This is a genomic window from Blastococcus sp. KM273129 (assembly GCF_021698995.1).
In the GTDB taxonomy this organism is placed as follows: domain Bacteria; phylum Actinomycetota; class Actinomycetes; order Mycobacteriales; family Geodermatophilaceae; genus Blastococcus.
Genome location: NZ_SSXB01000028.1, coordinates 17412 through 43966 on the forward strand (window position 1 = coordinate 17412; position 26555 = coordinate 43966).

General features: G+C 72.4%; 27 protein-coding genes and 1 pseudogene. 25 read left to right on the plus strand and 3 right to left on the minus strand.

Features of this window, described 5'->3' with window-relative positions; genetic code table 11:
* Positions 1 to 39: 39 nt before the first annotated feature.
* Positions 40 to 741 (minus strand): universal stress protein, encoded by a 702-nt coding sequence (locus E9565_RS10290; RefSeq protein ID WP_236834935.1) that lies wholly within the window; start codon positions 739 to 741, stop codon positions 40 to 42.
* Between the two features lie 215 nt (positions 742 to 956).
* Here E9565_RS10290 and E9565_RS10295 point away from each other — a divergent pair, with 215 nt between their 5' ends.
* From E9565_RS10295 to E9565_RS10360, 15 genes and pseudogenes are all read left to right on the plus strand, one after another.
* Positions 957 to 1982: an HAD-IC family P-type ATPase gene (locus E9565_RS10295; protein WP_255725928.1), complete on the plus strand. Its 1026-nt coding sequence runs from the start codon at positions 957 to 959 to the stop codon at positions 1980 to 1982.
* Positions 1919 to 2323, plus strand: a complete 405-nt coding sequence (locus E9565_RS10300; protein WP_236834939.1) for a hypothetical protein — start codon at positions 1919 to 1921, stop codon at positions 2321 to 2323. Before E9565_RS10295 ends, E9565_RS10300 begins: the two co-directional genes overlap by 64 nt.
* Before the next feature lie 102 nt (positions 2324 to 2425).
* Positions 2426 to 3499 (plus strand): cation:proton antiporter, encoded by a 1074-nt coding sequence (locus tag E9565_RS10305; RefSeq protein ID WP_236834940.1) that lies wholly within the window; start codon positions 2426 to 2428, stop codon positions 3497 to 3499.
* Between the two features lie 92 nt (positions 3500 to 3591).
* Positions 3592 to 4089 carry an NAD(P)-binding protein gene (locus tag E9565_RS10310; RefSeq protein ID WP_236834942.1) on the plus strand — a complete coding sequence of 166 codons (498 nt, stop codon included), beginning with the start codon at positions 3592 to 3594 and terminating at the stop codon, positions 4087 to 4089.
* Between the two features lie 1199 nt (positions 4090 to 5288).
* Positions 5289 to 5522 (plus strand): transcriptional regulator, encoded by a 234-nt coding sequence (locus E9565_RS10315; RefSeq protein ID WP_236834944.1) that lies wholly within the window; start codon positions 5289 to 5291, stop codon positions 5520 to 5522.
* Positions 5523 to 5685: 163 nt separating this feature from the next.
* Positions 5686 to 6339, plus strand: coding sequence for a V-type ATP synthase subunit D (locus E9565_RS10320; RefSeq protein WP_236834946.1), 654 nt, complete (start codon positions 5686 to 5688; stop codon positions 6337 to 6339).
* Positions 6336 to 6716 carry a hypothetical protein gene (locus E9565_RS10325; RefSeq protein ID WP_236834947.1) on the plus strand — a complete coding sequence of 127 codons (381 nt, stop codon included), beginning with the start codon at positions 6336 to 6338 and terminating at the stop codon, positions 6714 to 6716. Before E9565_RS10320 ends, E9565_RS10325 begins: the two co-directional genes overlap by 4 nt.
* A gap of 1 nt (position 6717) precedes the next feature.
* Complete coding sequence (locus E9565_RS10330; RefSeq protein ID WP_236834949.1) at positions 6718 to 8769, plus strand: V-type ATP synthase subunit I; 2052 nt, start codon at positions 6718 to 6720, stop codon at positions 8767 to 8769.
* Positions 8770 to 8783: 14 nt separating this feature from the next.
* Entirely contained in the window at positions 8784 to 9005 is a 222-nt protein-coding gene (locus E9565_RS10335) for a F0F1 ATP synthase subunit C (protein ID WP_236834951.1), read from the plus strand.
* Position 9006: 1 nt separating this feature from the next.
* Positions 9007 to 9624 (plus strand): V-type ATP synthase subunit E, encoded by a 618-nt coding sequence (locus E9565_RS10340; protein ID WP_236834953.1) that lies wholly within the window; start codon positions 9007 to 9009, stop codon positions 9622 to 9624.
* A complete protein-coding gene (locus tag E9565_RS10345) occupies positions 9621 to 11036 on the plus strand; it encodes a V-type ATPase subunit (protein WP_236834955.1) in 1416 nt (471 codons plus the stop codon). Before E9565_RS10340 ends, E9565_RS10345 begins: the two co-directional genes overlap by 4 nt.
* Entirely contained in the window at positions 11033 to 12835 is a 1803-nt protein-coding gene (locus tag E9565_RS10350; protein ID WP_236834956.1) for a V-type ATP synthase subunit A, read from the plus strand. The genes E9565_RS10345 and E9565_RS10350 overlap by 4 nt, the downstream gene beginning before the upstream one ends.
* A complete protein-coding gene (locus tag E9565_RS10355; RefSeq protein WP_236834957.1) occupies positions 12832 to 14253 on the plus strand; it encodes a V-type ATP synthase subunit B in 1422 nt (473 codons plus the stop codon). Before E9565_RS10350 ends, E9565_RS10355 begins: the two co-directional genes overlap by 4 nt.
* Positions 14254 to 14265: 12 nt before the next feature.
* Positions 14266 to 14646 (plus strand): annotated as a pseudogene (locus tag E9565_RS23530) (sodium:calcium antiporter); the annotation flags it as partial.
* 13 nt (positions 14647 to 14659) lie between these two features.
* Positions 14660 to 15208 (plus strand): hypothetical protein, encoded by a 549-nt coding sequence (locus tag E9565_RS10360; protein ID WP_236834958.1) that lies wholly within the window; start codon positions 14660 to 14662, stop codon positions 15206 to 15208.
* Positions 15209 to 15399: 191 nt separating this feature from the next.
* Here the strand turns inward: E9565_RS10360 and E9565_RS10365 are convergent, their stop codons facing one another.
* Positions 15400 to 16251 carry a GreA/GreB family elongation factor gene (locus E9565_RS10365; RefSeq protein WP_236834959.1) on the minus strand — a complete coding sequence of 284 codons (852 nt, stop codon included), beginning with the start codon at positions 16249 to 16251 and terminating at the stop codon, positions 15400 to 15402.
* A 496-nt stretch (positions 16252 to 16747) separates the two neighbouring features.
* Between E9565_RS10365 and E9565_RS10370 the strand changes: the two genes are divergently transcribed.
* The 6 genes from E9565_RS10370 to E9565_RS10395 all read left to right on the plus strand — a co-directional run bounded on the left by E9565_RS10370 (position 16748) and on the right by E9565_RS10395 (position 23303).
* Positions 16748 to 17743, plus strand: coding sequence for a carbamate kinase (locus E9565_RS10370; RefSeq protein WP_236834960.1), 996 nt, complete (start codon positions 16748 to 16750; stop codon positions 17741 to 17743).
* 17 nt (positions 17744 to 17760) lie between these two features.
* Positions 17761 to 18450 (plus strand): cysteine hydrolase family protein, encoded by a 690-nt coding sequence (locus tag E9565_RS10375; protein ID WP_236834961.1) that lies wholly within the window; start codon positions 17761 to 17763, stop codon positions 18448 to 18450.
* Entirely contained in the window at positions 18450 to 20405 is a 1956-nt protein-coding gene (locus E9565_RS10380) for a gamma-glutamylcyclotransferase (protein WP_236834962.1), read from the plus strand. Before E9565_RS10375 ends, E9565_RS10380 begins: the two co-directional genes overlap by 1 nt.
* A gap of 315 nt (positions 20406 to 20720) precedes the next feature.
* Positions 20721 to 22229, plus strand: a complete 1509-nt coding sequence (locus E9565_RS10385; RefSeq protein ID WP_236834963.1) for an NADP-dependent isocitrate dehydrogenase — start codon at positions 20721 to 20723, stop codon at positions 22227 to 22229.
* Positions 22226 to 22702, plus strand: coding sequence for a hypothetical protein (locus E9565_RS10390; RefSeq protein WP_236834964.1), 477 nt, complete (start codon positions 22226 to 22228; stop codon positions 22700 to 22702). Before E9565_RS10385 ends, E9565_RS10390 begins: the two co-directional genes overlap by 4 nt.
* Before the next feature lie 13 nt (positions 22703 to 22715).
* Positions 22716 to 23303: a copper chaperone PCu(A)C gene (locus tag E9565_RS10395; RefSeq protein ID WP_236834965.1), complete on the plus strand. Its 588-nt coding sequence runs from the start codon at positions 22716 to 22718 to the stop codon at positions 23301 to 23303.
* Between the two features lie 213 nt (positions 23304 to 23516).
* Here E9565_RS10395 and E9565_RS10400 read toward each other — a convergent pair whose 3' ends face one another.
* Positions 23517 to 24635 (minus strand): calcium/sodium antiporter, encoded by a 1119-nt coding sequence (locus tag E9565_RS10400; RefSeq protein WP_236834966.1) that lies wholly within the window; start codon positions 24633 to 24635, stop codon positions 23517 to 23519.
* A 61-nt stretch (positions 24636 to 24696) separates the two neighbouring features.
* Between E9565_RS10400 and E9565_RS10405 the strand changes: the two genes are divergently transcribed.
* The 4 genes from E9565_RS10405 to E9565_RS10425 form a co-directional block, all read left to right on the plus strand.
* Complete coding sequence (locus tag E9565_RS10405; protein WP_236834968.1) at positions 24697 to 25017, plus strand: monovalent cation/H+ antiporter complex subunit F; 321 nt, start codon at positions 24697 to 24699, stop codon at positions 25015 to 25017.
* The gene (locus tag E9565_RS10410; protein WP_236834970.1) at positions 25014 to 25289 is read left to right on the plus strand and encodes a monovalent cation/H(+) antiporter subunit G; all 276 of its coding nucleotides are present in this window, start codon (positions 25014 to 25016) and stop codon (positions 25287 to 25289) included. Before E9565_RS10405 ends, E9565_RS10410 begins: the two co-directional genes overlap by 4 nt.
* Positions 25286 to 26251, plus strand: a complete 966-nt coding sequence (locus tag E9565_RS22945; RefSeq protein WP_304505903.1) for a DUF4040 domain-containing protein — start codon at positions 25286 to 25288, stop codon at positions 26249 to 26251. Before E9565_RS10410 ends, E9565_RS22945 begins: the two co-directional genes overlap by 4 nt.
* Positions 26248 to 26555: NADH-quinone oxidoreductase subunit K (locus E9565_RS10425; protein WP_236834972.1), on the plus strand; the 308-nt coding region annotated here is incomplete at its 3' end. The genes E9565_RS22945 and E9565_RS10425, both read left to right, overlap by 4 nt.

Below are 26555 nucleotides of genomic sequence, written 5' to 3' on the forward strand. Positions count from 1 at the left end.
GGGGTGACCGAACGGCAGACTCTGCTCGTGGCGTCATGATCAGTTCGCCTCGGCGACTCCCCAGCGCGCTGGTCCATGGGCAGTGCCCGCGCGTCGGGACGCCGGTCCGGCGAGAAGCACCGGGATCGTCGCGCGTCGCGTCAGTGATTCCGCCACGCTGCCCAGTAGCCGGTGGGACAGGCCCCGGCCGCGGCGGCCGATGACGAGGGCATCAGCCTTCTCGGCCTCGGCGGCTTCGAGCAGCACGAGGTCCGGTTGGCCGCAGAGGACCTCGAGCACGGGTGCGGGTCCGTCCGGCGGGAGCCACCCGGCCCGATCCGCCAGCAGGTCGTGCCACTTCTGCTGGGCGTCGCCACCGAACTCTCCGATGCTCGGGTCGGCGACGGCTGCCAGGACGATGCGCGCACGTGCCGGTCCGAACAGCGCCGCCACGTCGCGCACGGCCCGGTCGGACTCCGCCGAGCCGTCGACACCCACGAGAACGACCACCTGGCCCGCGGGAACCGCACCCTCGACCTGACCCGCGGGAAGCGTGCCCGCGACGGACGTGCGCTCGAGCACCCGGCTGCCCCGACGGCCACGCTCGATCGCGATGGGCACGAACAGCGGCCCGAGTACGGCTCCGAGGAAGTACCAGGCGCCATCGCGGTATCCGTGCCGGCCGAGAAACACGAGCGCAGCCCCGAGCCCGACCATCGACCAGAGCCGCACGACGAGGATCGCGAACAGCACGGTGGGCATCTGCGCGTCCTCCCGAGGTGGACAGGTCGCATCCACCCTTGTCCGCCGGCCACCAGCCGCCCAGGGTCGACGGTCGCCGAACCGCGGGACGATCGCCCGACCTGTTCCCGGTGACGGCGATCGAACACCTGATGGTCGGAGGACCCTGCGTTCGGTCCTGAGCTCCGGGACGAAGGTCCCTCCCCCGGCGCAGCGGCTGCCGACGAGGCTGCAGCATGGCTTCGCCGGAACGGACGCTCCTCACGCCCCCGCGCGGCGACCACCACGAGCTGCCGGTGCACGAGGTCGTGCTGCTGCTCGAGACCGACCACGAGCGCGGTCTGGGTCTCGACGAGGCCGCGCTGCGGCTGAAGCTGGAAGGCCCGAACGCGCTGCCACGGGTCGACCGGCGGGGTCCGCTGGTCCGCTTCCTCGTGCAGTTCCACCATCCGCTGATCTACGTGCTGCTGGCCGCCGCGGTCGCGACGCTGCTGCTGGGAAAGGTGGTCGACGCCGGCGTCATCCTCGCCGTGGTGCTGATCAACGCGGGAATCGGCTTCGTGCAGGAGGCGCGTGCGGAGCAGGCCCTGAGCGCCCTGATGGCGATGGTGCGCACCCAGGCCACTGTGGTGCGGGACGGGGTGCGGCACCGCATCTCCTCCGAGGACCTCGTCCCGGGGGACGTGGTGGTCCTGGAGACGGGCGACCGGGTGCCCGCGGATCTGCGGTTCGTCACCGCACACGAGCTGCAGATCGACGAGTCCGCGCTGACCGGTGAGTCTGTGCCGGTGGAGAAGGTCCCGGTGGCGCTGCCCGCCGAGACCGCGCTGGCCGATCGGGCCAACATGGCGTACTCGGGTGGCCTGGTCACCCGCGGTCGCGGCCACGGGATCGTGGTGGCCACCGGTGCCGACACCGAGATCGGGCGCATCCATCGGCTCGTCGGTGAGGCGGAGGTGCTGCAGACCCCGCTGACCCGCACGATTCGGCATCATCGTGTTCACGGTCGTCGAGGTCGAGAAGTGGCTGCGCCGTCCGCGGCACGCGCGGCGCGCGGCACCCGCCCGCCCGCACCGCCCGCCGGCACCGGCGGAACCAGGAGGGCGCCATGCCTGACGTACGCGTGCATGCTGAGCGACTGCAGGGGATCGGCTGGCGCTACAGCCTGCCGGCGGACCAGGGCAGACAGGTCGTGGTCGTGCTGGAGGACCGAGGTCCCACGCACCTCGTCCTCGTCGACCCCCGGCTGGACGAACCGCTGACGACCGTCCGGCTACCCGCCGAGCACGCGTCCGTCCTGGCTGCCCTGCTCACCGGAGCGCGCTTCACCCTCGAGACCGCCGAGGCCGTTCCCACGACGACGCAGGACGAGGCGGAGGTCGTCGTCGAGACGGTGACGATCGCCAGCGGCTCCCCGGCGCTGGGCCTGGCTCCCGACGACATCGTGAGGCGGCTGGGCCCGGACGCAGCTCTGCTCGGTGTGATCTGCGATGCGACCCCGCAACTGGTCGAGAACGACGAAGGCCGAAGCGTCCAGGCCGGCGACAAGCTCGTCGTCGCCGCCCGCCGCAGCCGTCTGGACCGACTCCGGGACGCCGTGTGAGCCTCGGCGCTCGCAGGCGTCGCACGGACACCGTCCCCGTCGGCCGCCAGGACCGTTGCCCCCCGCCCACCAGCGACGGTCGAACGGCCGAGGAGGCCACCCGTGTTCGAACACGAGTTCCACGTCATCGCCGCACTCCTGGCGGTGGCCGCGGTGGTCGCCGCGGCCGCGGTCAAGCTCCGCCAGCCGCTGATCATCAGCTTCATCGCCGTGGGCATCCTCGTCGGCCCGGTCGGTCTGGGCTGGGTGGATGGTAACGACCAGGTCGCATTGCTGGCCGAGCTGGGCATCGCCCTGCTGTTGTTCCTGGTGGGGCTCAAGCTCGACCCGCACCTCATCCGCACCACCGGGCCGGTCGCCGTCGCCACCGGTCTCGGCCAGATCGCGTTCACGTCGATCATCGGGTTCGGGCTCGGGCTGATGCTGGGGCTCTCTCCGGTCGAGGCGCTCTACGTCGCCGTCGCCCTGACGTTCTCCAGCACGATCATCATCGTCAAGCTGCTGTCCGACAAACGCGAGATCGACCAGTTGCACGGCCGCATCGCCATCGGCTTCCTCATCGTCCAGGACATCGTCGTCGTCCTCGTGATGATCCTGCTGACCGCCTTCGGCACCGCGGAGCAGGGCGATAACCTGGTCGCCGATCTGGCGCTGGTCCTCGGCAAGGGTGTGCTGTTCGTCGGCGGCATCCTTCTCGCGATGCGGTACCTGCTGCGGCCGGCGTTGGGCTGGATGGCCCGGTCGAAGGAGCTGCTGGTCCTCTTCGCCCTCGCGTGGGGCGTCGCGCTGGCCGGCCTCGGCGACTGGCTGGGCTTCAGCATCGAGGTCGGGGCCTTCCTCGGCGGCATCTCCCTGGCCGCCACCCCCTACCGAGAGGCGATCGGCTCCCGGTTGATCAGCCTCCGGGACTTCCTGTTGCTGTTCTTCTTCATCGACCTCGGATCCCGGCTGGACTTCACCGACGCCGCCAGCCAGCTGATGGCCGCCACCGTGCTGTCGCTGTTCGTGCTGATCGGCAACCCGCTGATCGTCCTGGTGATCATGGGGCTGATGGGCTACCGGAAGAGAACCAGCTTCCTCGCCGGACTCACCTCGCCCAGATCAGCGAGTTCTCTCTGGTCCTGGCGGCTCTCGGGCTCAGCCTGGGGCACATCACCGCGGACACCGTTCGGCTGATCACTGTCGTCGGGATCGTCACGATCGCCCTGTCGACGTACATGATCCTGTACTCGGCACCACTCTTCGCACGCCTGGCGCCGATGCTGTCCGTGTTCGAACGCAGTCGGCCGCGGCACGGGGAGGACTCCGGCGAGGGCGCCGCCGCCGTCGATCTGGTGGTGGTCGGGGCCGGCCGCTACGGAGGCCGGCTCGTGCGGCAGCTGCTCGCTCGTGATGTCCGTGTCCTCGTCGTCGACACCGACCCGCAGGTCCTGGAGGACATCAGTGAGGAGGGTGCCCAGACCCTGTACGGCGATGCCGAGGAGCCAGAGCTGATCTACGCGCTGCCGCTGCACGGCACATCCTGGGTGGTCAGCACCGTGCCCGACCGGTCGGTCAGCCTGGCACTGCTGCACGGGCTCGAGCACGCCGACTACGCCGGCTCGGTCGCGCTCACCGCGCACAACGACCACGATGCCGAGCGGCTCGAGGCCGCCGGGGTGGACGTCGTGCTACGACCGTTCCACGCGGCCGCCGACAGCGGTGCGGCCATCCTTCTCGACAAGGCCGGGAGACGGGCGGGCCGGGACGTCAGCGAGGCCGAGTGACGCACCGGCTCCTTCCACGCATGGCCCCGGAACAGCGGCCCTCCGCACGACAGCCCGGGGCCTCTGGTCCCACTCCTGGCTCGATGAGATGACGTCCCAGTCAACCGTGGTGTAGCGCGCTCACCGGATCGGTCATCGGTGGAGGAGCAATGCCGTGGGCAGGGCCGGCGTCGGCAGCGAAGCGGTGAGCGCGGGCAGAGGAGGCATGGTGCGCACCGCGCCACCCGGCGAGCACGCCGATGATGGCCAGGTCACAGCGGCGTCTTCAGCTCGACGCCCAGACGTCGAACAGCGATGGTGGTCGCATTCGGCTCGACGTAGGCGCGCACATGACGGTGTCGTGGCCGCGTTCGACGACGTTCACGACGCGGACCCCGGGTCGCGAGAGCGTCCACCCAGGATCTGCCCCGCCGCCTGGAGCCCTGCGCGTGCCCTCGGGCCGCTGGCCGGCGACATGCGGCGCCAGGACGTGCACGGACCCGCCGGCCGGGAGGCAAGGATCCGGCCACGCGTGGCCTCGGGTCTCCCCCTGCTGGGCGGACGGCCGGAACGCGCGAGCGTTCACGGCCCTCGGGCGGTACTCCTGCCCAGCGGGCGACTGCCGCGATGAGCAGGACGGCGAGCACGAGCCAGATCAGCACGGAGAGCGCCGTGGCCAGGTCGGCGGTGCCGCCGGGGATCGGCGTCGAAAGGTCGATCATCGCCGGCCTCCTCGCACCCGTGGGCTTTCGGCAGGAGCCGGAGCACGCTGACGGCGATGGTCGTCGCGGATGTGGAGTTCGAGCATCGTTCGGTGACCGAAGCGGAGTCCACACAAGGGACACTGGTAGGCCATCGCGCAACCACCTCTCTGCGGGGAGATGGACGATACTAGCGAAATGTTAATCGCGTAACAACTTGCACATATGGTTTATTCGGGCCACACTTCCCTTGCTCGCCCGCAAGCACCGGCCGTCACCTCATCCGCGTGAGGCCTTGGCCGCCCCGCGGCCTTCCGACGGCGGGCGTCGGACAAGCCCTCCACGGGGACAGACCGCGCCAGCGCCAACAGCGCACCGGGAGGCCCGACCATGACGGAGACTCAACAGGGGCCGGCGCAGCGCGATGCCGAGCAAGCACACGGGGCCGCCGGCCGACCGGACCGCCCGTCGGCTCGGTCATGGACCTTGTTGACGCATCACGCCCGCCTCCTACTGGCCGTGGCCGAACGACCGGACGCGCGCGTCCAGGATCTGGCCGGCGTCGTGGGGGTGACGCCTCGCGCTGCCCTCACCCTGCTCCGAGACCTCGAGGACGCCGACCTTCTTCACCGCGTGCGAGTGGGTCGTCGGAATCGCTACACCATCCACCCCGACGCCCGCGTAGGTAGCGAGGCGTGCGATGTGCGCACCGTGCGCCAGTTCCTGGCGGCGTTCAGCAGCGACGAGGCGTAGACCTCCACCGAGTCGAAGCCCTTGACAGACGAAGCGTGTTTCGTGTTTGATGGATCGCATACCCCGCTGACCGATCGGCTCCACTCCAAGCTCCGATGCTGCTCTCGATGAGTGTCAGGAGCAGCGGCACCTGGAGCCAGCACTCGACCCACCTGGAGGCCCCGTGGACGCACCGAGTGCCACCCGCAGCGAGCTGTTGGCCCGCCGCCGTCGGGCCAACCTGGCCGTCCAGGGCCGTGACCTGCTGCAGGACAAGCGCACGGCGCTCGTGCGCGCCTTTCAGGCACGGAGCACGTCACTGCTGCAGCGCCTGGAAGAGCTGGCCCGCGATGCCGCGCAGGCGCACCGCCGGCTCGACCGGGCACGCGCCGAACTCGGGACTGGGGCCGTCGAGTCGGCGTCCTTCGCGGCCGCCGGCCGAATCGGGGTGCGGCTGACCGACTCCGCTGTCGCCGGCGTCGTGGTCGTCGATGCCGAGCACGCCGAGGTGCGGCGGGCGCCCGGCGCCCGAGGCTACGAGACCACGCTCGTCGACCCGCACGTCGACGCGGCTGCCGACGCCTTCGAGGAGGAGGTCGATGCGCTGCTCGACCTCGCCGCGCTGGAGCTGACCGTGCGCCGGCTGGCCGGGGAGATCGCCCGCACCACACGGCAGGTCAACGGCTTGGAGCACGTGGTCATCCCGCGGCTGCGCGGCGAGGCCCGCCGTATCGCGTTGGCGCTCGACGAACGTGAGCGCGAGGAGATCGCTCGCCTCAAGCGCGCCCGGACGCAGGCGCGACGGCGGGGCCAGGCGCGCTCGAGGAGCAGTCGATGAGTACCGAGTCTCTCCGAGCCGTCCGGGAGCTCGAGCGCGAGATCGGCGAGCGGCTGTCCGCCGCCCGCGCCTCCTCCGAGTTGGCCGACCGGGCCGCCGCCGAGGCGCGGATTCTGCGCGAGTCGGCGACCGCCGAGGCCGAAGAACTTGCGCAGCGCCGGGTGACCGAGTTGGTCGCCGCGGCCGAGCAGGAGGCCCTTGCCGTGCGGGCCGCGGGTGAGCGCGCCGCGGCGCTGCTGCGCGAGGTAGCCGCTTCCCGGCTGGACGCGGACGTGGCCGACCTGCTCGCCAGGGTCGCTCCGGGTTCGCTCGAGGACCGTCTTCCGGCGGAATCCCCGACGTCCGACGCGCTCACTCGCCATCCTCGAAAGGATTGACGTGCTCGTACCCATGATCCAGCTGGAGATCCTCGGCCACCGGGAGCAGCTGGACGACGTCCTGCGCCGGCTGCAGCACCTGCGCGTCGCCGAGGTGAGCGAGGCCCCCGAATCACCGAGCGCACGGTTCGAGGCACCCGATCCAGCGGCCGGGGCGGATGCCGAGCCGCGCGAGCTAGCCGGCCTGCTGGACCGCGTGGAGCGGCTGCTCACCCTGGCGGAACCGGTCGATCCGTCGCCGCTGCTCAACGCTCCCGACGCCGTCGAGCCGTCCACCGTGGAGCTGGCCGAACTCGTCCTCCGCGAGGAGAACCGGCTGGCCGCGGGCCTGTCGACGCTGGAGGAGCTGCAGATGGAAGCGGACGCGCTGCCGCGCAGCGCAGCGTCCCTCACCGCTCTGCTGCCCCTCGTGCCAGAGTTGGCCGAGCTCTCCGACACCGAGCTCGCCGAACTGCACCTGACCACCATCGCGCTGATGCTCGACGACCCCGGCAGGTCCCTCACCGGCGAGCTGCGCGCCGAGCTGGAAAGCACCCTCGGCCGGACGTTCCTGCTCGTAGCCGCGCCGGTCGACGACACCACCGTCGGCTGCCTCCTGCTCGTGCCCAGCAGCGCCACCGCCGAAGTGGAGACCCTGCTCGGTCGCGACCACATCGCCCGGCTGAGCCTGCCGGGGGCCTACCCCCTCCGGTCCCTCGCCTCGACTGTGGCAGCGATGCAGGAACGCCTCGCCGCGCTCCCCGCGGAGCTGGCGGCCGCCGAGCGGTCCATCCGCGAGACGCTGGCACCCAGGGTGCGAGAACTGCGTCTGGCGCGCGGCACGCTGACCGCGCGCCTGGAGCGGCTGGGAGCCGCCGGCCAGGCCGACGTTGGCGCCCGGACGTTCGCGCTCCGCGCGTGGATTCCGAGGTCCCGGTCCGCCGCGGTGGCCGGTGCCCTCTCCGGGACCGACCGGCCGGTCGTGGTGAGCGAGCTCCGCGCCAGGGACCGCGCCGGAACACCGCCGACACTGCTGCGCAACATTCGAATCTTCCGGCCGTTCGAGCGGCTCGTCGGGTTCCTCTCGTGGCCGGCCCAGGGCGGACTGGACCCCACCGGCCTCATGGCGGTGGTCCTCCCGCTGCTCTTCGGAATGATGGTCGGGGACATCGGCTACGGCCTCCTGCTCGTCGCCGCCGGATGGGGCATCCGCCGCCGCTGGGGGACCCGCAGCGGGCCCGCCGACGACGCCGGTCGCATCCTGGTGGCCGGCGGGTGGTGGTCGACGATCTTCGGCGCCCTGTTCGGGGAGCTCTTCGGCGACTTCGGCCGTTCTGCGCTCGGCATGCCGGCGTTGTGGTTCTACCGCGGCGGCCCGGACGCTCTCGAGCCCCTGCTGCTGTTCGTGCTCGGCGTCGGGGCCGCCCATGTCGTTCTCGGCCTGCTGCTCGGCCTGTGGACGGCGGTCCGAGCAAGGCACGCGGGTCATGCCGTCGAACGGCTGGGCACCCTGATGGTGCTCTTCGGCCTCTTCGCCGTCGCCGGCGTCGTCGTGGGGTTCCTGCCGGGTGGCCTGATGACCCCGGCCGTGGCCGCAGTGGTGGTCGGCATCGTGCTCGCCTCGGTGGTGCACGGGACCCTGGGGTTCTTGCTCGGCCCGCTCGAGATCATCGGCACGATCGGCAACATCCTTTCCTACCTTCGGCTGGCCGCAGTCGGCCTGGCTTCGGTGTACCTGGCCATCGTGGCCAACGAGCTGGCCCGTCAGGCGCCGATCGTCCTGGGGCTGCTGATCGCGGTCTTCTTCCACACGCTCAACCTGGCGCTGGCCGCCTTCAGCCCGATGGTCCAGGCGCTGCGGCTGCACTACGTGGAGTTCTTCAGCAAGTTCTACGAGGGCAACGGTCGCCCGTTCTCGCCGCTTGGTGCCGGGCTGCCCGCCCCTCCGGCGAGCACGCCGCCCCCCCCTTCGACCGGCGGAGGCGGAACCGCCCGCGCCTCCGCCGATCCCGGCACCGGCGCAGCCGGTCGCCGGTGCCGCAGCCGAACCAGCCCGGTCCTGACCAACCCCTAGAACAGGAGATCACCATGGAAATCGGACTGCTCGCCATCGGCGCCGGCCTCGCCGTCGGGCTCGCCGCCCTGGCCGCCGGCATCGCCCAGGCCCGCATCGGCGCCGCGGCGATGGGGGCCATCGCGGAGAAACCGGAACTGACCGGCCGGGCGATCCTGTTCGTCGCGCTGCCCGAGACCACGGTCATCCTGGGCTTCGCCGTCGCCGCGATGATCATCCTGCTGCTCGGCGGCTGACGTGAGCCTGACCGATCTGCTCCGCTCCCTCGACGGGGACGCTGCGGCCGAACTCGACCGGGTACGTCGAGCGGCCGAGGACGAGGCCCGCCGCATCACCGGCGAGGCGCGGGCCGACGCGGACGCAGTTCGGGCCGCGGCCCTCGCCGACGCCCAGGCACGAGGCACGCGGACCGCGAACCGCGTGCTCGCCGAAGCTCGGGCCGAGGCGGCCGCGCACCTGCGTACCGCCCGGGAGCAGGCCCTGCACCAGGTACTCGAGCGAACGCAGGACCGGTTGGCCGTGGTGCGGGAGAGCCCCGGCTACGGCGGGCTGCTGACCCGGTGCCTCACCGAGGCTCTCGATGCCCTTGCCGCGCCGGTCACCGTACGGGTGGACCCCCGGGACGGCGATCTCGCCCGGGAGCTAGCCGCCAGACAGCGGGGCGGGCTGGAGGTGCGACCGGACCTCGAGACCTGGGGCGGCTGCATGGTGACCGACGCCGGTGGCCGGTTCATCGACAACACCCTCGAGGCGCGGCTGCAGGCCGCCTGGCCCGGCCAGCGGGCGGCCATCGCCGCGCACTGGTCCCGCCCCGCCACAGCCGACGGCGGACCTCCGACACGAGGTCGGCGATGAGGCGTCCGGATTTCGTCATGGGCAACACCCGGCTCCGGGCCCGCCGGGCAGCCCTGCTCGACCGCGAGCAGGTCGCCCGGCTGGCCGGAGAGGACCTCACCGGCCTAGCGGCACACCTACGGGCCACGGTGTACGGGCCCCTCCTCGCCCCCGGCCCGGTCAGCCGCCAGGCGCTACTGGCCGCAGTCGAAGAACGTCGACGGCACGCGCTGCGAGGCGTGGGCGACGTGTACCGCGGTGAGGCCGGGCAAGTGGTCGGCGCGCTGCTGGCCCGCTACGACCTGGCCGACACCCTGACGCTGCTCCGCGGGGCGGCGCACGACCTGCCCGACGACGAGGTGCTGGCCGCCCTGCACGGTGTCGGCGCTCTGACCCCGGCAGCCGCCCGACACGTCGTGGCCGAGGAAGCTGAGGCGGTCGTGCACCGGCTGGCCGCCGCGCGGTTGCCCGATCCGGAAACCGCCACGGCGGCACAGCAGGCTTGGGACCGCTACCTGCTGCACGACGATCTCGCCGAGTTGGAGGCGGCGGTCGCCCGGGTCGCCATGGCCCGGAGCGAGCGGTTGCTGTCCGAGGCTGGTCTGCCGGTGGCCCCGCTGCGTCGATTTCTTGCCGCGGAGCGGGACGCGGCCAACCTGCTGGCGGCGCTGCGCGTGAGCCAGAACGGCTCCGACCCAGCCGACATGCGGGCACACCTGCTTCCTCCCGGGGCCATTCCGACTCGGACCCTGGTGGCCGTCGGCGGCGGCAGCGACCCGATTGCTGCCGCGCCGCCGGCCTGGCGGTCCGAACTCACCCGGGCCGTCAACACCGGCGACCTGACCGGACTCGGCCAGGGGCTCGAACGACTCCTGCTCGCGGAGGCCGTGCTCGGATTCCGCACCGGAGACCCCCTCGGCGTGGCGATCCCCCTGGCTTACGTCGCCGCGGTCGAGGAGGAGGCCCTCGCCCTCCGCCGGCTGGTGACCCAGGCTCCCGCCGGCGAACCGGCGCCCCCATCGGTTCCCTCCGTCGGGGCTGGAACGGGCAGGAGCGCTCCGGTGCCGGCGTCCGCGCCGCCGGAGGGGTGGCCCGGCGACTTGCTGGCGATCGTCCCGGACGAGACCGCGGCCGGTTTCCGGCTGGCCGGCACCCGGACCGTCGCCGAGCGCGATCCCGCCGTCGTCCGAGAACTGGTCGACGCCGAGCTCACCGGCGGTTTCGGCGGGGTGATCGCCGTCGCGGAACGGACCTGGGCCGCGCTCCCGGCATCCGTCCGCACGGAGTGGGCAGCCAGCACCGTCCCCCTGATCATCCCACTACCCGTCGAGGACGACACCGCGGCCGGGTCACGGCGGGCGCGCATGCAGGAGCTACTGGCCCGCTCCGTGGGCTACGAGATCACGTTCACGCCCGAAGGAGACCGGACATGACCGCCGACATCGCACCGGCAATCGAAGAGGTTCGGGCGCACCTCGGCCGACTGGAACGCATCTCCGGTCCCGTCGTCACCGCCGTCGGGCTGCCCGGCGTCCGGCTCTTCGACGTGGTGCGTGTCGGCTCCGAGGGGCTGCCCGGAGAGGCGATCCGCATCGACGGCGACGCGGTCACCGTGCAGGTGTTCGAGGACACCACCGGACTGAAGGTGGGCGACCCCGTGGTGTCCACCGGTGCCCCACTGCTGGCCGAGCTGGGGCCGGGGCTGCTCGGCAGCATCGTGGACGGCACCGGCCGGCCGCTGACCGAGCTGGCCGGCGCCGGCCCGGACGGCGGCGTCGCGCGGCCGTTCATCGCGCGGGGCGCCGACCCGCCGCGCCTGGATCGCACGCGGCACTGGGACTTCCGCCCGGCGGTGACCCCGGGTCAGCGGGTCGGTCCGGGCGACGTGCTGGGCACCGTGGCGGAGACACCGGCACTGGAGCACCGGGTACTCGTCCCGCCCGGGGCGGGGGGCGTGGTCACCGCCGTGCAGGCAGGTCCGGCCACGGTCACCGACGCAGTGGTGCACATCGACGGGCGACCGCTGCCCATGCTGCGGCGGTGGCCCGTGCGCGACCCGCGGCCGGTGCGCGCACGGCTTTCCCTGGACCGGCCCCTGGTGACCGGGCAGCGGGTGCTCGACGTGCTGTTCCCGGTGGCCGCCGGCGGTAGCGCGATCATTCCCGGCGGGTTCGGCACCGGGAAGACGATGACCGAGCAGGCGCTGGCCAAGCACGCATCGGCCGATGTCGTCGTCTACGTCGGCTGCGGCGAGCGGGGCAACGAGCTGACCGAGGTACTCCAGGAGTTCCCCGAGCTGGTCGACCCCCGCAGCGGGGCGCCGCTGATGCAGCGGACGGTGCTCGTCGCCAACACCAGCAACATGCCCGTTGCCGCCCGCGAGGCCAGCATCTACATCGGCATCACCTACGCCGAGTATTTCCGCGACCAGGGCTACGACGTGGCCCTCATGGCCGACAGCACCAGCCGATGGGGCGAGGCGCTGCGGGAGGTGTCGACCCGGCTGGAGGAGATCCCCGCCGAGGACGGCTACCCCGCCTACCTGGCCTCCCGGCTGGCCAGCTTCTACGAGCGCTCCGGGCGGGTGGTGTGCCTGGGCGGCTCCGGCGATGACGGTGACCGCACCGGCTCGGTGACCGTCATCGGCGCGGTGTCCCCGGCCGGAGGCGACTTCTCCGAGCCGATCACCCAGAACAGCCTGCGGCTGGCCGGCGCCTTCTGGGGCCTGGACACCGCCCTGGCCCGCCAGCGGCACTACCCGGCCGTCAACTGGACCCGCAGCTTCTCCCAGTACGACGTCGTCGGCTGGTTCGACCGCGAGGTGGCCCCCGACTGGTCGCAGCTGCGCGCGTGGGCCCTCGCGCTGCTCCAGCAGGAAGGCTCCCTGCAGGACGTCGTCCAGCTGCTCGGCGTGGAGGCGCTGGCCCCCGAGCAACGCGTGGTGCTGCGCACCGGCCGGCTGCTCAGGGAGGCCTTCCTGCAGCAGTCGTCCTTCGACGAGCGTGACGCCAGCTGCCCGCCGGCCAAGTCGGCGGCCATGCTTCGGGCGCTGCGCGTCGCCCACACGGCCATGACCGTGGCCCTCGCCCGCGGCGCGGACCCGGCTGCGCTGGTCGCATCGCCGGCGCTCGGGCAACTCACCGGCATGAAGCAGTGGACGGCCGAGGAGGCCGTCACCGAGGCACCCATGCTCGCCGCCCGGGTGCGGACCGCTCTGGAGGCAACACGATGACCGCCTTTCCCGCCGCCCCGACCGAGCCGCTCCACACGATCGGCCACACCATGGTCGCGCGCATCACCGGCCCACTGCTGGTGATCGACAGCGCCGACGACCTGGCCTACGGCGAATTCGTGGAGGTGGAGGCGGCCGGCGACACGAACGGCGCGCCTGTCACACGTCGCGGTCAGGTCCTCGAGGTCGACGGCTCGCGCGCCGTCGTGCAGGTCTTCGGTGGCACCGCGGGAATCGGCCGCGAGGGCACCACGGTGCTGTCCCGCGGCCGGCCGGCCCGCACCGGCGTCGGCCGCGACTACCTCGGCCGCATCCTCGACGGCGCCGGCCGCCCGCGCGACGGCGGCCCCGAGCCGATCCCCGAGGACGAACGGGACGTCGGCGGGATGCCGCTGAACCCGGTGGCCCGCGACCACCCCGACGAGTTCATCGAAACCGGCGTCTCGGCCATCGACGGACTGCTCACCCTGGTGCGCGGGCAGAAGCTGCCGGTCTTCTCCGGCTACGGCCTGCCCGCCGACGAGCTGGCCGCCCGCATCGCCACCGAGGCGCGCGTGCCCGGCGACGACGCCGGCTTCGCGGTGGTGTTCGCCGCGATGGGGGTCACCCGGCGCACCGCGGACTTCTTCACCGAGCAGCTGGCGGCGACCGGCGCGCTGGAGCGCTCGGTGCTGCTGCTCAACCTCGCCGACGACCCGACCGTCGAGCGGATCCTCACCCCCCGGGTGGCGCTCACCATCGCCGAGCACCTGGCCTACGAGCACGCGCTCCACGTCCTGGTGGTGCTCACCGACATGACCAGCTACTGCGAGGCGCTGCGCGAGATCTCCGCCGCCCGCGAGGAGCTGCCCGGCCGCCGCGGCTACCCCGGCTACATGTACACCGACCTGGCCACGCTGTACGAGCGAGCGGGCCGGGTGCGCGGGCGGGCCGGTTCGGTCACCCAGCTGCCCATCCTGTCGATGCCCGACGACGACATCACCCACCCGGTGCCGGACCTGACCGGCTACATCACCGAAGGGCAGGTGGTGCTCTCCCGCGAGCTGCACCGCACCGGGGTCACCCCGCCCATCGACGTCCTGCCCTCACTGTCCCGGCTCATGAACGCCGGCATCGGCGGGGGCAAGACCCGAGAGGACCACCGCGCGGTGGCCGACCAGCTCTACGCCTGCCACGCCCGCGGAATCGAGGTGCGCCGGCTGCTGTCCATCGTCGGCGAGGGGGCGCTCGCCGACGACGACCGCCGCTTCCTGGCGTTCTCCGACGCCTTCGAGGCCGAGTTCGTCGGTCAGGGCGCCGGGCGACGCAGTATCACCGAGACCCTCGACGCCGCCTGGCAGCTACTGGCCGACTTCCCGGACGACGAGTTGACCCGCATCCCCGCGGGGCTGCTCGCCCGATACCGCCCCCCCACCTGACCCTGCGGGCCGATGGCGGCGAGCGACCTCCTGGCCCTCCTCGCCGGGCTCGCGCTGGCTGCCACGGGCGGGGAACTGTTCGTGCGCGGGGCCGTCGGGCTGGCGGCCTGGGCACGGGTACCCGCGGCCGTCATCGCGACCACGGTCGCCGCCTTCACCACCTCCAGTCCAGAGATTTCGGTGGCGGTGGCCGCGGCCACGGCCGGGCGGCCGGAACTGGCATTCGGCGACGCGCTCGGCGCCAACGTCGCCAACCTCGGCCTGGTCTTGGGCGCTACCGCGGCGATCGCGTCCTTGGCCGTGCCGCGCCGCGCCGTGCGGCGTGACCTGACGGCGGCGCTCATCGCTCCCCTGCTCACCGCAGTGCTGGCCGCCCTCGGGCGGCTGGACCGGGGCGACGGACTTAGTGCTGCTGGTCGCCTTCGGCGGATGGTTGGGCCTGGTGCTGCACCAGACGCTGCGCACCAGGCGCGCCGACGACACCCCGCGCCGGGCGCGCGGACTTCCCGCCGGGGCCGCCGCCGTGGCGGGCCTCGGCCTTCTGATGGCCTCCGCTGCCCTGGTCGTCGCGGCCGCCCGCGGCATCGGCGCCTGGCTGGGCATGGACGACTTCGTCGTCGGGGCGACGCTGGTCGCGATCGGCACGTGCACGCCGGAGTTGGTGACCGCCGTGGTGGCGGCGCGGCGAGGTCAGGGCGGGATGGGGTTCGGCCTTGTGCTGGGCAGCCTGCTGTTCAACGGGCTGGTCGCCGTCGCCGTCGCCGCGCTGCTCGCTCCGATCGAGGTGCCACGCGCCGAGGCCGCGGTCGGCCTGGCGTCCGGCGTCGGGTTGCTGGCGCTGGCGACGCCCGGCCGGTCCGGGCGGCTCGGCCGCGGCCGAGGGGCGCTCCTGTTGGCCGGCTACGCCGCGTTCGTCGCCGTGCTTCTGCGTTTTCCTCCGGCGCCGGCAGGCTGACGCTTGCATCGAAGCTCTCGCGCAATTCGCGGGCTCACGTCCGGCGCAATGCCTCGTCGGGTGGCACGCGGATCACCTGCGACGCCTGGGGTGTCGGGGTCCGCTGATGCGACCGGCCCTTCGCGAATGCGCGGCTGAAGCGACGAAGACAGGAGGTCGGGTAGCCCCACTCGGTGCCTGCGCCAAGCCCCTCACCGGCTGACGGGGTCGAGAGCGCGACCACGCCTTCTCGCGGTCGACTCGCCGGCGCCCACGGCCAGGATTCGGGCGGGGTAGTGACCGCGTGGCGCTGCCACCTCGACCGTGTCGCCGGCGCGGCGACCGAGGAGGGCCTGGGCCAAGGGACTGAGGCTCGAGATGCGCTCCGCGTCCAAGACTGCCTCGATCGGATGAACGATCCGAACCGACTCCTCACCTTCTGGCGTCTCCACCCGAACGTGACTGCCCAGCTCGACCCACGGGAGGGTGCCGCGGTCAGTGAGGATCTCGGAGGAACGGAGTACCGCCTCCAGGCCTCGCAGTTCCTCCCAGATGCGCGTCGTGATCTCGAGTGCCCCGCCTCCATGCCCGCCCGTGACGAGCGCGGCAAGCTCCGTGCGGCAGCGCTCGAGGCGTTGCTCCAGCAGCGCGGCGCCCGCCGGCGTGAGGAACGGATGATCTGGCTCCAGCCCGACGGACGCTCCGGACACCAGGTCCCCTTGCAGCCGTGCCGCCGTCCGGGCCGCCACCTCGGCCGCATACTTCCGCTGGTGGACGGGGTAGACGGAGGCATGGAGGATGGCGAGGCTGGTCCTCGCTGACACGCCTGTCAGCTGAAGGGTCTTGTGCACACGAGCGGCTGCCGCCGCGGCCGGCGTCTGGCTGTCCTGCTGCCCACGCGCGTGGCTGACGCGTCGGCTCGGCTGGCCCAGTGCCAAGATGAGGAGCAACGGCAGACCCGCGCGATCGGCCCGCCGCGCCGCAATCGTGAGGACCGGGGTGTCCGAAGGCTCATCCCGCAGGAGGGCGATGACCGTCGAGGTCGCCTGTCTCGGTCCGCCCACGGGCGAGGACCCGCCCGTGGAGCCGGCTTCACGGAAGCCTCCCTCCTGGCGAGTGGAGTACGGAAAGCCAGCGCGGGCCGTACCCGCGGGACTGACGGTGATGCAGGTGCTTGTCATGACGATCGCCTCTCTTCCGGTCTGAGCCCAGCAAATACCGAAGTGTGGATCGTGTAAACCTTTTCACCAAAGTGAATCGGCAGGCTCATCGTCACCCCGCGCGCCACCCACAGTGGACCGCTGCGTTACTACATCGTGTAACGATGCTGCTGAGTGTGGCGATGGCGCAGCGCAGGCTTACATGCGTTTCTCTTTTCGCGTAAAATCTTGCGATCTGGTCCACCTCACGCCGAAGGAGGGCGGGCCCCATGACCAGGACTCCGACGGCGCGGCGACCCGCCGCAGCAGCCTCGAGCCCGGCGGCCGGCCCCAGCCATCTCGCCACGATGACCGCGGCAGAACGGTGCCCGGATGCCGCGATAGGCGCGGAGAACTCCCGGTGAGCCGCACCGCGCTGGTCGCCATCGGCGGCAACGCCCTGGTCCTCGACGGCGAGGCCGGCTCCATACCGCGCCAACAGGAGCGGGCCGCGGCCTTCGCCGAACAGGTGGCCGATCTGGCCGCCGACGGCTGGGCGGTGCTGGTCACGCACGGCAACGGCCCTCAGGTCGGCTTCATCCTCCGCCGCGGGGAGCTGGTCGCGGCTGAGGCCGGCATCGAAGGCCTGCCGGAGCTGCCGCTGTGGTTGGCCGTCGCCGACTCGCAGGGCGGCATCGGCCACATCCTCGCCGTGGCCATCGACAGCGCCCTGGAGCGGCGGGGGCTTGCAGCCCGGGCGGTGGCCGTGCTCACCCACGCCGAGGTGGCCGCCGACGACCCGGCGTTCACAGAACCGACCAAGCCGATCGGCTCTCAGATGACCGCCGACGTGGCCCGGATGCGGGTGGCCGAGGACGGGTGGACGGTCGCCGAGACGTCCGCAGGCGTCTTCCGCCGGGTGGTGGCCAGCCCGCGCCCGATGCGGATCGTCGAGGCCGAACAGATCCAGGTCCTGGTCGACGCCGGCGCCGTCGTCGTCGCCGCCGGCGGCGGCGGCATCCCTGTCCTGCGCGAGGACGGCGAATGGCGCAGCGTCGACGCGGTCATCGACAAGGACCGCGCCTCCGCCCTGCTGGCCGTCACGGCCGCCGTCGACACCCTGGTGCTGGTCACGGGAGTCGACCACGTGTACGTCGGCTTCGGCACCCCCGGGCAGCGGGCGCTGGCCGAGGTCGACCCCGGCGAGGTGCGTGCGCTGCTCGAAGCCGGTGAGTTTCCCGCCGGGTCGATGGGTCCCAAGGTCGAGTCGGCGCTGTCCTTCCTGGCCGGCGGCGGGCGCCGCGCGGTCATCACCTCGCTGCCCCGGCTGCGTGACGCCCTCGCCGGCCGGGCCGGCACCTCCATCACGTCGCCGGACCACCCCGGGCCGGCGCTGTCACCCAGCGCCTCGCGCTGAGGCATCAGGAGAGCACGATGATCACCGTTCCAGCGCAACCCTTCCCGCACTCCTTCGATCCGGCTCACGTCGCGCTGCTGTGCATCGACTTCCAGCGGGACTTCGTCGAACCCGGCGGCTTCGGCGAGTCACTCGGCAACGACGTCTCACGGCTGCGCACCGCCGTCGGGCCCACCAGGGCCGTCCTTGCCGCCTTCCGCGAGCGCGGCTGGCCGGTCATCCACACCCGCGAGGGCCACCGGCCAGATCTGACCGACCTGTTCCCCGCCAAACGCGACCGGGGCAACCCGTCGCTGCGCATCGGCGAGGAGGGCCCGATGGGCCGGCTGCTCGTCCGCGGCTCGAAGGGCCACGACATCGTTCCCGAGCTCGCCCCGCTGCCTGGCGAGGTGGTGGTCGACAAGCCCGGGAAGGGCTCGTTCTACGCCACCGACCTGGAGACCGTGCTACGGGCGCGGAGCATCACCTCGCTGGTCGTGACCGGCGTCACCACCGAGGTGTGCGTCCAGTCGACCGTGCGGGAGGCCAACGACCGCGGCTTCGAGGCGCTGATCCTCTCCGACTGCACCGGCTCGTACTTCCCGGAGTTCCACGAGTCGGCGCTGGCCATGTTCGCCGCGCAGGGCGCCATCGTCGGCTGGGTCGCCACCTCCACCGACCTGCTCGGCGCGATCGACTCGAGCCCAGTACCCGCGAAGGACATGTGATGAGCACGCCCACCACTCCCGCTGTCGGGCGGGCCGCCGGACCCAGATGGTGGGTCAAGGGCGACTGGAACGGCCTCTTCGGCCTGGGCACGAACGTGCTGCTCAACGTCATCGTGCTGACCGGGCTCTGCCTGGTCGTGGTGAACATCCCGAGCGAGACCGTGTACGGCCGGATCCTGCCGGCGCTGGGCATCGCCCTACCGCTGGGCAACATCTGGTACGCGTTCCTCGCACGCAGTCTGGCCAAGCGCGAGGGCCGCTCCGACGTGACCGCGCTGCCCTTCGGGCCGAGCGTGCCGCACACCTTCATCGTGGTCTTCGTCGTCATGCTGCCGGTGGCCCTCGCGACCGGTGACACCCTCGCCGCCTGGCGGGCCGGCCTGGCGTGGGCGTGCATCATCGGCTGCATCGTGCTGCTCGGCGCCGTGTTTGGCCCCTGGATCCGCAAGTGGACTCCTCGGGCGGCGCTGCTCGGCGCGCTGGCCGGGATCTCGATCACGTTCATCTCGATGAGCCCGGCCGCGCAGATGTGGCAGGCCCCATGGATCGCGTTCATCGCGTTCGCGTTCATCCTGATCGGCTGGCTGGGGGGACGGAAACTGCCCGGCGACGCGCCGGTCGGTCTGGTCGCCGTGTTGCTGGCGACGGCGGTGGCCTGGATCGCGGTGCTGGCCGGGTGGAGCGGCATCCTCGAGCCCAGCGCGGTGGGCGAGTCGATCACCAACCTGGCGGTGAGCCTGCCCTTCCCGACCGGTGACGTCCTCACCGGCCTGAGCGACATCGCTCCGCTGTTGGCCTCGGCCATCCCGCTGGGCATCTACAACTTCACCGAGGGCATGACCAACGTGGAGTCCGCCGCGGCGGCCGGCGACCGGTACTCGGTTCGCCAGGTGCTCTCCGCCGACGGCCTCGGCGCGATCATCGGCTCGTTCCTCGGCTCGCCGTTCCCGCCGGCGGTCTACATCGGCCACCCGGGGTGGAAAGCGGTCGGTGGCCGGATCGGCTACTCGTTGGGCACCGGCGTCGTGGTCGCCGTCGTCTGCTTCACCGGGCTGGTCGGCACCTTCCTGGCCCTCTTCCCGATGCAGGCACTGGTACCGGTGCTGCTCTTCATCGGTCTGGTGATCGGCGCCCAGGCGTTCAACGTCAGCGCCCGTCGTTACGCGCCGGCGATCGTGCTGGCGATGATCCCGAGCCTGGCCGAGTGGGCCACCGGGCTGATCGACAACTCCCTCGCCGCGGCCGGGACATCCGTACGTGAAGTGGGTGTGGCCAACCTCGTCGCCAGCGGCGTGGTGTACGACGGGCTCAAGCTGCTGGGCCAGGGCGCGGTGCTCGTGGGCATCGTGCTGGGCGCCATCGCCTGCTTCGTCATCGATCGGCGGATGTACGCCGCCGCCATCACCGCGGGCATCGGCGCGGCGCTGTCGTTCGTCGGGCTGATCAACGCGCTCGAGGTCGGCTGGAACGCCTCCCCCGGCGTCAGCCTCGGCTACGCCTTCCTCGCGCTGCTGCTGGCCGGCTTCGGCTGGTACTCGCGGCGGGAGATCGACATGGCGCTGGACGACGAGCTGCTGTTCGTCAACGGGACCCTGATGCGCGGACTGGAGCTGCACGGCAATCTCGCCGGCGCCGAGCTCCTCGAAGAAACCGCCACCGCGCCGCGGTACCGACTGCACAGCATCGGCGACGTCCACCCCGGCATGTACGAGGTCGGCGAGGACGAGGAGGGCGCGTCGATCTCCGGCGAGCTCTACCAGGTGCCCACGGACGTGCTGCTCAAGGTGGTCGAGAACGAGCCGGCCGGCCTGTACCGGGGTCCGGTGCAGCTGGCCGACGGCCGGCTGGTTCCCGGGATCCTCTACGGCCGGGAACTGGCCGAGCAGCACCCGGACATCACGGTCCACGGCGGCTGGCGCCAGTACCGCGTCACCGTGGCCCCCGCGTCGGACTGAGCACGGGCGACCGCGCCACCGGGCGGGCTCCGGGTGGCGGCGGGCCCGCCCAGGCGGGGCCGGTGACCGGCAGGTGCCGGTCACCGGCGCCGCCCGCGCCGGGTCCGACGGTCACCAGGCTCGCGTTGCGACTCCCGGCGAGGGACAGAGCCCGTCAACCCTTCCTGGTCTGGTCAATCCGGTCGGCGTGGCAGACCCCTCTTCGGCGCGCTCGCCCCGGCCGCCGGCGAGTCTCCGCTACACCGGTCTTTACACGAGATCTGTTTCGCGTAATACTTTGCGGTATACGCAGTCCGGACCAAGGAGAGTGACCCGATGACCGGGACCCCGACGGCTCAGCGATACGCAGCGGCGGCATCGGACGAGCGACGACGCGAGGCGGCGGCCGGTGTCCCGGTCACCGTGGCCCGTGGGGACGGCATCGGCCCGGAGATCATGGACGCGACCCTGCGGATCCTCGACGCGGCCGGTGCCAGGCTCGCGCTGGAGGAGATCGAGATCGGCGAGGCGGTCTACCGGCGGGGGCACAGCGCCGGCATCGAGCCCTCGGCGTGGGAGTCGCTGCGGCGGACCCAGGTGTTCCTCAAGGCACCGATCACCACGCCGCAGGGCGGCGGGTTCAAGTCCCTCAACGTGACCGTGCGCAAGACGCTGGGCCTGTACGCCAACGTGCGCCCGTGCGTGGCCTACGCGCCGTTCGTCCCCACCCGGCACCCGGGGATGGACGTCGTGGTCATCCGGGAGAACGAGGAGGACCTCTACGCCGGCATCGAGCACCGCCAGACCGACGAGGTCACCCAGTGCCTGAAGCTGATCAGCCGGCCCGGCTGCGAGCGGATCGTCCGGTACGCCTTCGAGCACGCCCGCCGGCACGGCCGTCGGAAGGTCACCTGCTTCACCAAGGACAACATCATGAAGCTGACCGACGGGCTCTTCCACCGGGTCTTCGACGAGATCGCCGCCGAGTACCCCGACCTGGAGAACGAGCACTGGATCGTCGACATCGGGGCCGCCAAGCTGGCCGACACCCCGGAGGCCTTCGATGTCGTGGTCACCCCGAACCTCTACGGCGACATCCTCTCCGACGTCGCCGCGCAGATAGCCGGCTCGGTCGGCCTGGCCGGCTCGGCCAACATCGGCGACCAGGTCGCGATGTTCGAGGCCATCCACGGTTCGGCTCCGCGCCGCGCTGGCCAGGACGTCGCCAACCCCTCGGGTCTGCTCATGGGAGCGGTCATGATGCTCGTCCACGTCGGGCAGGCCGAGGTCGCCGAGCGGGTGCACAACGCATGGCTCGCGACGCTCGAGGCCGGCGCGGCCACGTATGACATCGCCCCCGCTGGGCGCGCGCCGCTCGGGACGCAGGCCTTTGCCGACGCGATCGTCGCCCGACTGGGCGACCGCCCCCGCACTCTCAACCCCGTGCGCTACGCCGCGCTCCCACCGGCGGTGCCGCGTCAGAAGCCCGCACCGCGCACGCCCGAGCGCAAGACCATGGACGGCGTCGACATCTTCGTCCACGACGCCGGGACCTCCCCCGACGCACTCGCTGCCATCCTGCGGGAGGCGTCCAGGGACTCCTACCTGAAGCTCCAGATGATCTCCAACCGGGGAGTCAAGGTCTGGCCCGACGGGCTGCCGGAGACGTTCTGCACCGACCACTGGCGGGCTCGCTTCATCGCCCCGGCACCCGGCTGCGCCCACCACAAGCACGTGCTGCAGCTGCTGTACTTCCTGGAGCGGGCCGGGGTCGACTTCATCAAGACCGAGGGCCTCCACCGGTTCGGCGGGCAGCCCGGCTATTCGCTGGGACAAGGGCAGTGACCGCCACGGTGGCGCAGCAGCGCCGTGCCGCTGGATCCGGTGGTTCGCTGTGCGCCTACTGCCCCGATCCCGCGACCTTCCCGCCGCCGCCGTGCTGGATCGTCCAGGCGCCGCAGCGAGCCCGCCTCGAGCTGGCGGCCGCCGTCCTCCGGCGGCACGGCATCCTGGCGACTCCGGCCCCCGGCCGCGATCCGGAACGGACACGCCGCCAGTTGGAGGAGGAACTCGGCCGCCGCTTCCCGGACGGCGCCCGGTCCTACCTCTTCTGGACGGTGCCGGACGACGAGCGCTGCTTCGACGATAGCGGCGACCTGGTCGAGGACCTTCCCCTGTACCACCCGACACACCTCGCCGCGGCAGTGGCCGCCGTGCTGGAGCAGGTGGGCATGTCGGCGTCGCAACTGCCGGACGGTCGAACGACGGTCGCCTGTCGCCTCGCGAGACCACCGGCGTGCCCGCGCCGCGACCGGTGAGGAGGACCACTCGATGACGCGCACCCGACGAGCCGGCACCGTGGCAGTGCTGCTGCTGACATCCGTAGCACTGAGCGCCTGCGGCGCCGGCCAGGTGACGCAGACCGCGACGCAGGACCGCGACCGGACCGGCGGCCACGGCCGGATCGGGGACATCACCATCCGCGCCGTCCAACTGGCGTACCCGGCCGATGGCGTGCACGACCCGGGCGACCCCGTCGAGCTCACGATGGCGATCGTCAACAGCGGGCGGGTAGCCGACGAGCTGATCGGCGTCACCGGTGACCCGTTCACCGGCGCGACGGTCAGCGCAACGGGGACGTCGGCGGGAGCCGACGGGACGCCTGCCGACGGCCCGGAGGCGCCTCCGCCGGAGCAGTCGGCGGTGAGCATCCCTCTGCCGGCCGACGAGATCGTGCACGTGGGCGCGCCGGACGACCCCATCCTCCTCACCGGACTGACCGAGCCGCTGGGATCAGCCCACTCCGTGCCGCTGCGGCTCGTCTTCGCTCGGGCGGGCGAGCTCACCGTCCTCGCGATCACCGAGCCCGCGCCGGCTCGCCCGCGCAGTCCCGCCTTCGATTTCCACGTACCCGAGTGAAGACCCGGGCAGCCCTGCTGTCGAACCGATCAGAGGAACTCACGTGGACCGGATCGCCCCCACCAGCGGCTCGTGGGTCGCCCCCCTGGCCGCCTGTCTGCGCGAAGACCTCCACCTGGCACCGCGGATGACCGGGTGCCGATACCCCGCTGTCCGGCCTACGCCTGTCGTGGCGTTCGGCGCGTGAGCTCGGCCGCGTCGGAGATTCGTTCGCTAGGAACCGTCGCCGCCGTCATCGTGCCGCGCGACGGCCGTACCGCGGTGGCGGCGCCACTCGTACAAGACGAGGGTCAGCAGGCCCAGGCCCGTCAGCGGGAGCACGAAGCCGATCATCGTGGCGCTGAACGCCGGCAAGGCGTCGTGGCCGCTGGCGTCCAGCAGCAGGTAGCCCACGTAGGCGCCGTAGTAGGCGACGAGGAGTGCGCCCTCCCAGCGGCGGAGCACGAACCCGGTGAAGGCCACGGGAAGCAGGGCCACCGCCACCGCCAGCGCCACGGGGAGGTCGAAGCGGACCACGCTCGCCGCGACCGGCACGCCACCGTCGCTGACCACGGCGGCGACGCCCAGGACCGCGCCGATGTTGAAGATGTTGCTGCCCACGATGTTGCCCACGGCGATGTCCCGTTCGCCGCGCAGCGCCGCGATCACCGACGTCGCCAGCTCGGGCAGCGACGTTCCCGCCGCCACGACGGTCAGGCCGATCACGAGGTCGCTCACGCCCAGCGCGCCGGCGACAGTGACGGCGGCCTCGACCAGCCATCGTGCTCCGACGACGAGCAGCGCGACGCCGACGGCGATCAATCCCACGCTGGCCAGCACCGCTTTCCCGCGTGGTGCGTCGGCGGGATCTCCGGACCGAGGACCCTCCGCCGCCTCCTCGCTACGGCGGCCGATGCGCAGGATCCAGCCGGTGTAGGCGACCAGCAGCAGCAGCAGCAGCGCGCCGTCCAGGACGGAGACCGCGCCGTCGAGGGCGAGCGCGAGCAGCACCACGGTGATGCCGATCATCGCCGGGATGTCCAGGCGGACCAGCTGGGACCGCACGATCAGCGGGGCGGCCAGGGCCGAGGCGCCGAGGATCAAGAGCACGTTGAAAATGTTGCTGCCGACGACGTTGCCGACGGCGAGGCCGGGGTTGTCGGCCAGGCTGGCGGCCACGGTCACCGCCATCTCGGGAGCCGACGTGCAGGCGGCGACGATCGTCAGGCCGATGACCAGCCGGGACAGCCCGACCGCGCGGCCGAGGTTGCTCCCGCCCCGGACGAGCAGCTCGCCGCCGAGGACGAGGACGGCGAACCCGCCCACCATCAGCACGATCGTCCCCGCTGTCACCCGGCGACCCTAGCGGCAGTCCCCCTTGCGGGGCAAGGACGAGCGCGCGAGGATGCGCGGTGTGGAGTCCGCCGTGCTCGCCGCCGCGGTCCTCCTGTTCGCCAGCACGGCGGTCGCCGTGGTCCGCGTCGTCCGCGGCCCCACCGACACCGACCGGATCGCGGGGGTGTACCTGCTGAGCACCGGTGGCGGCGCGACGCTGGCGGTGCTCGCCGACGTGGCCGGGGAGCGGGCCTACCGGGACGCGGCCCTCGTGCTGGTGCTGCTGTCGTGCGTGCTGTCCGCGGCCTTCGCCGCGCGGGAACGCCGGCACGGCGTCGCGACGGCCGCGGCGGAGGGCCCGTCCGCGACCGGCGGGCACGACGAGGCAGGTGGCGGGTGATCCCGTTCCTCTCCGTCGCCCTGCTCCTGGGTGGCGGGCTCGTCGTGGCCGCGGCCGCGGTGGGCCTGCTGCGCTTTCCGGACGCCACCGCCCGCCTGCACGCGCTGACCACCGCGGAGAACCTCGGCCTCGGGCTGGTCCTGACCGGCCTGGCGCTGCGGGCGGACTCGGTAGCGGCCGCGCTCAAACTCCTTCTGATCTGGGTGGTCGTCCTGGCCACGTCGGCGACCACCGCCCAGCTGGTGGCCGGCCGCGCCCGCGGCGCTCGATGAGCGGCGATGCCGTCGGGACGGTGCTCGACGGGTCGCTCGCGACCGCCGCCGTCGCGCTGGCCCTGTCCTCGCTGCTGGCGCGGGGCCGCTTCCCCGCCGTCGGGTTGTTCATCGGCTTCGGCGTGGTGGTGGGCTTGATCTACGCCCGGTTGGCCGCTCCGGACCTCGCCATGGCCGAGGTCGCCATCGGAGCGGCGGCGACCGGCGCGCTGCTGCTCCGGACGGTGTCGGCAGCCCCCGGAGAGGTCGCGGCGAGGACGTCGCCGGGCAGCGCTGGCCGCTCGGGGGCACCGCGAGTCGCCGCGGTGGTGGCCGGAGCGCTCGCCTCGGCGGCCGTGCTGGGCGTCGCGCTGGCCGCCGTGCTGTCCGTACCGCCCCGTACGAGGCTGCCCGCCCTGGTCACGGAGCGGGTGCCCGACAGCGGCGTGGAGCATCCGGTGACCGCCGTGCTGCTGGCCTTCCGGGCATTCGACACGCTCCTGGAGGTGGTGGTCGTGCTGGTCGCGGCCGTGGCGTGCCTGGCGCTCGCCCCGACACCGCAGGCCGGCCTGGCGCCCGTGCCACCGGCCGCGGCGGCTCCGCTGTCGTTCCTGGTGCGGGCCGCGGTACCGGCTGGGATCGTCGTCGCCGGCTGGGTGCTGTACATCGGCACGTACGCGCCGGGAGGCGCCTTCCACGGCGGAGCGGTGCTCGGGGGCCTGCTGCTGCTGCTCGTGCTCACCGGACGGCAGCCCCCCGTGCTGGGGCCACGGGTCCTCCCGTCCGGGCTCGTCCTGGGCGCGACGGTGTTCCTGGCCGTGGGGATCGTCGGCCTGCTCACCGGCGGGGCACTGCTGGATTACGGCAACCACGCAACCGTCGCCATCGTCACCATCGAGTCCTCGATCGCCGTGTCGGTCGGAGTCACCCTCGCCGCGTTCTACCTCGCCCTGGCTCCCGGCCCGCACGGCGCGCTCCGGTGACCCGGGCCGTCCTGTTCGTCGCGACCGGCGGAGTTCTCACGATCGTCGGGCTGGTGGGTCTGGTCGCTGTCGGTGACCTGGTACGGCGGATCGTCGCGGTGAACGTCATGGGCACCGGCGTGTTCGTGGTGCTCGCCGGCCTCGCCTGGCGTGCCGACCCCGAGAACCCCGATCCGCTACCGCACGCCCTGGTGCTCACCGGCATCGTGGTGACGGTCAGCATCACCGCGATCGCGCTCGCCCTGGTGCAGCGGGTCGAGGCCCTCGAGCGGCAACCCGACCCGCCCCCGCAGGACCCCGGGCC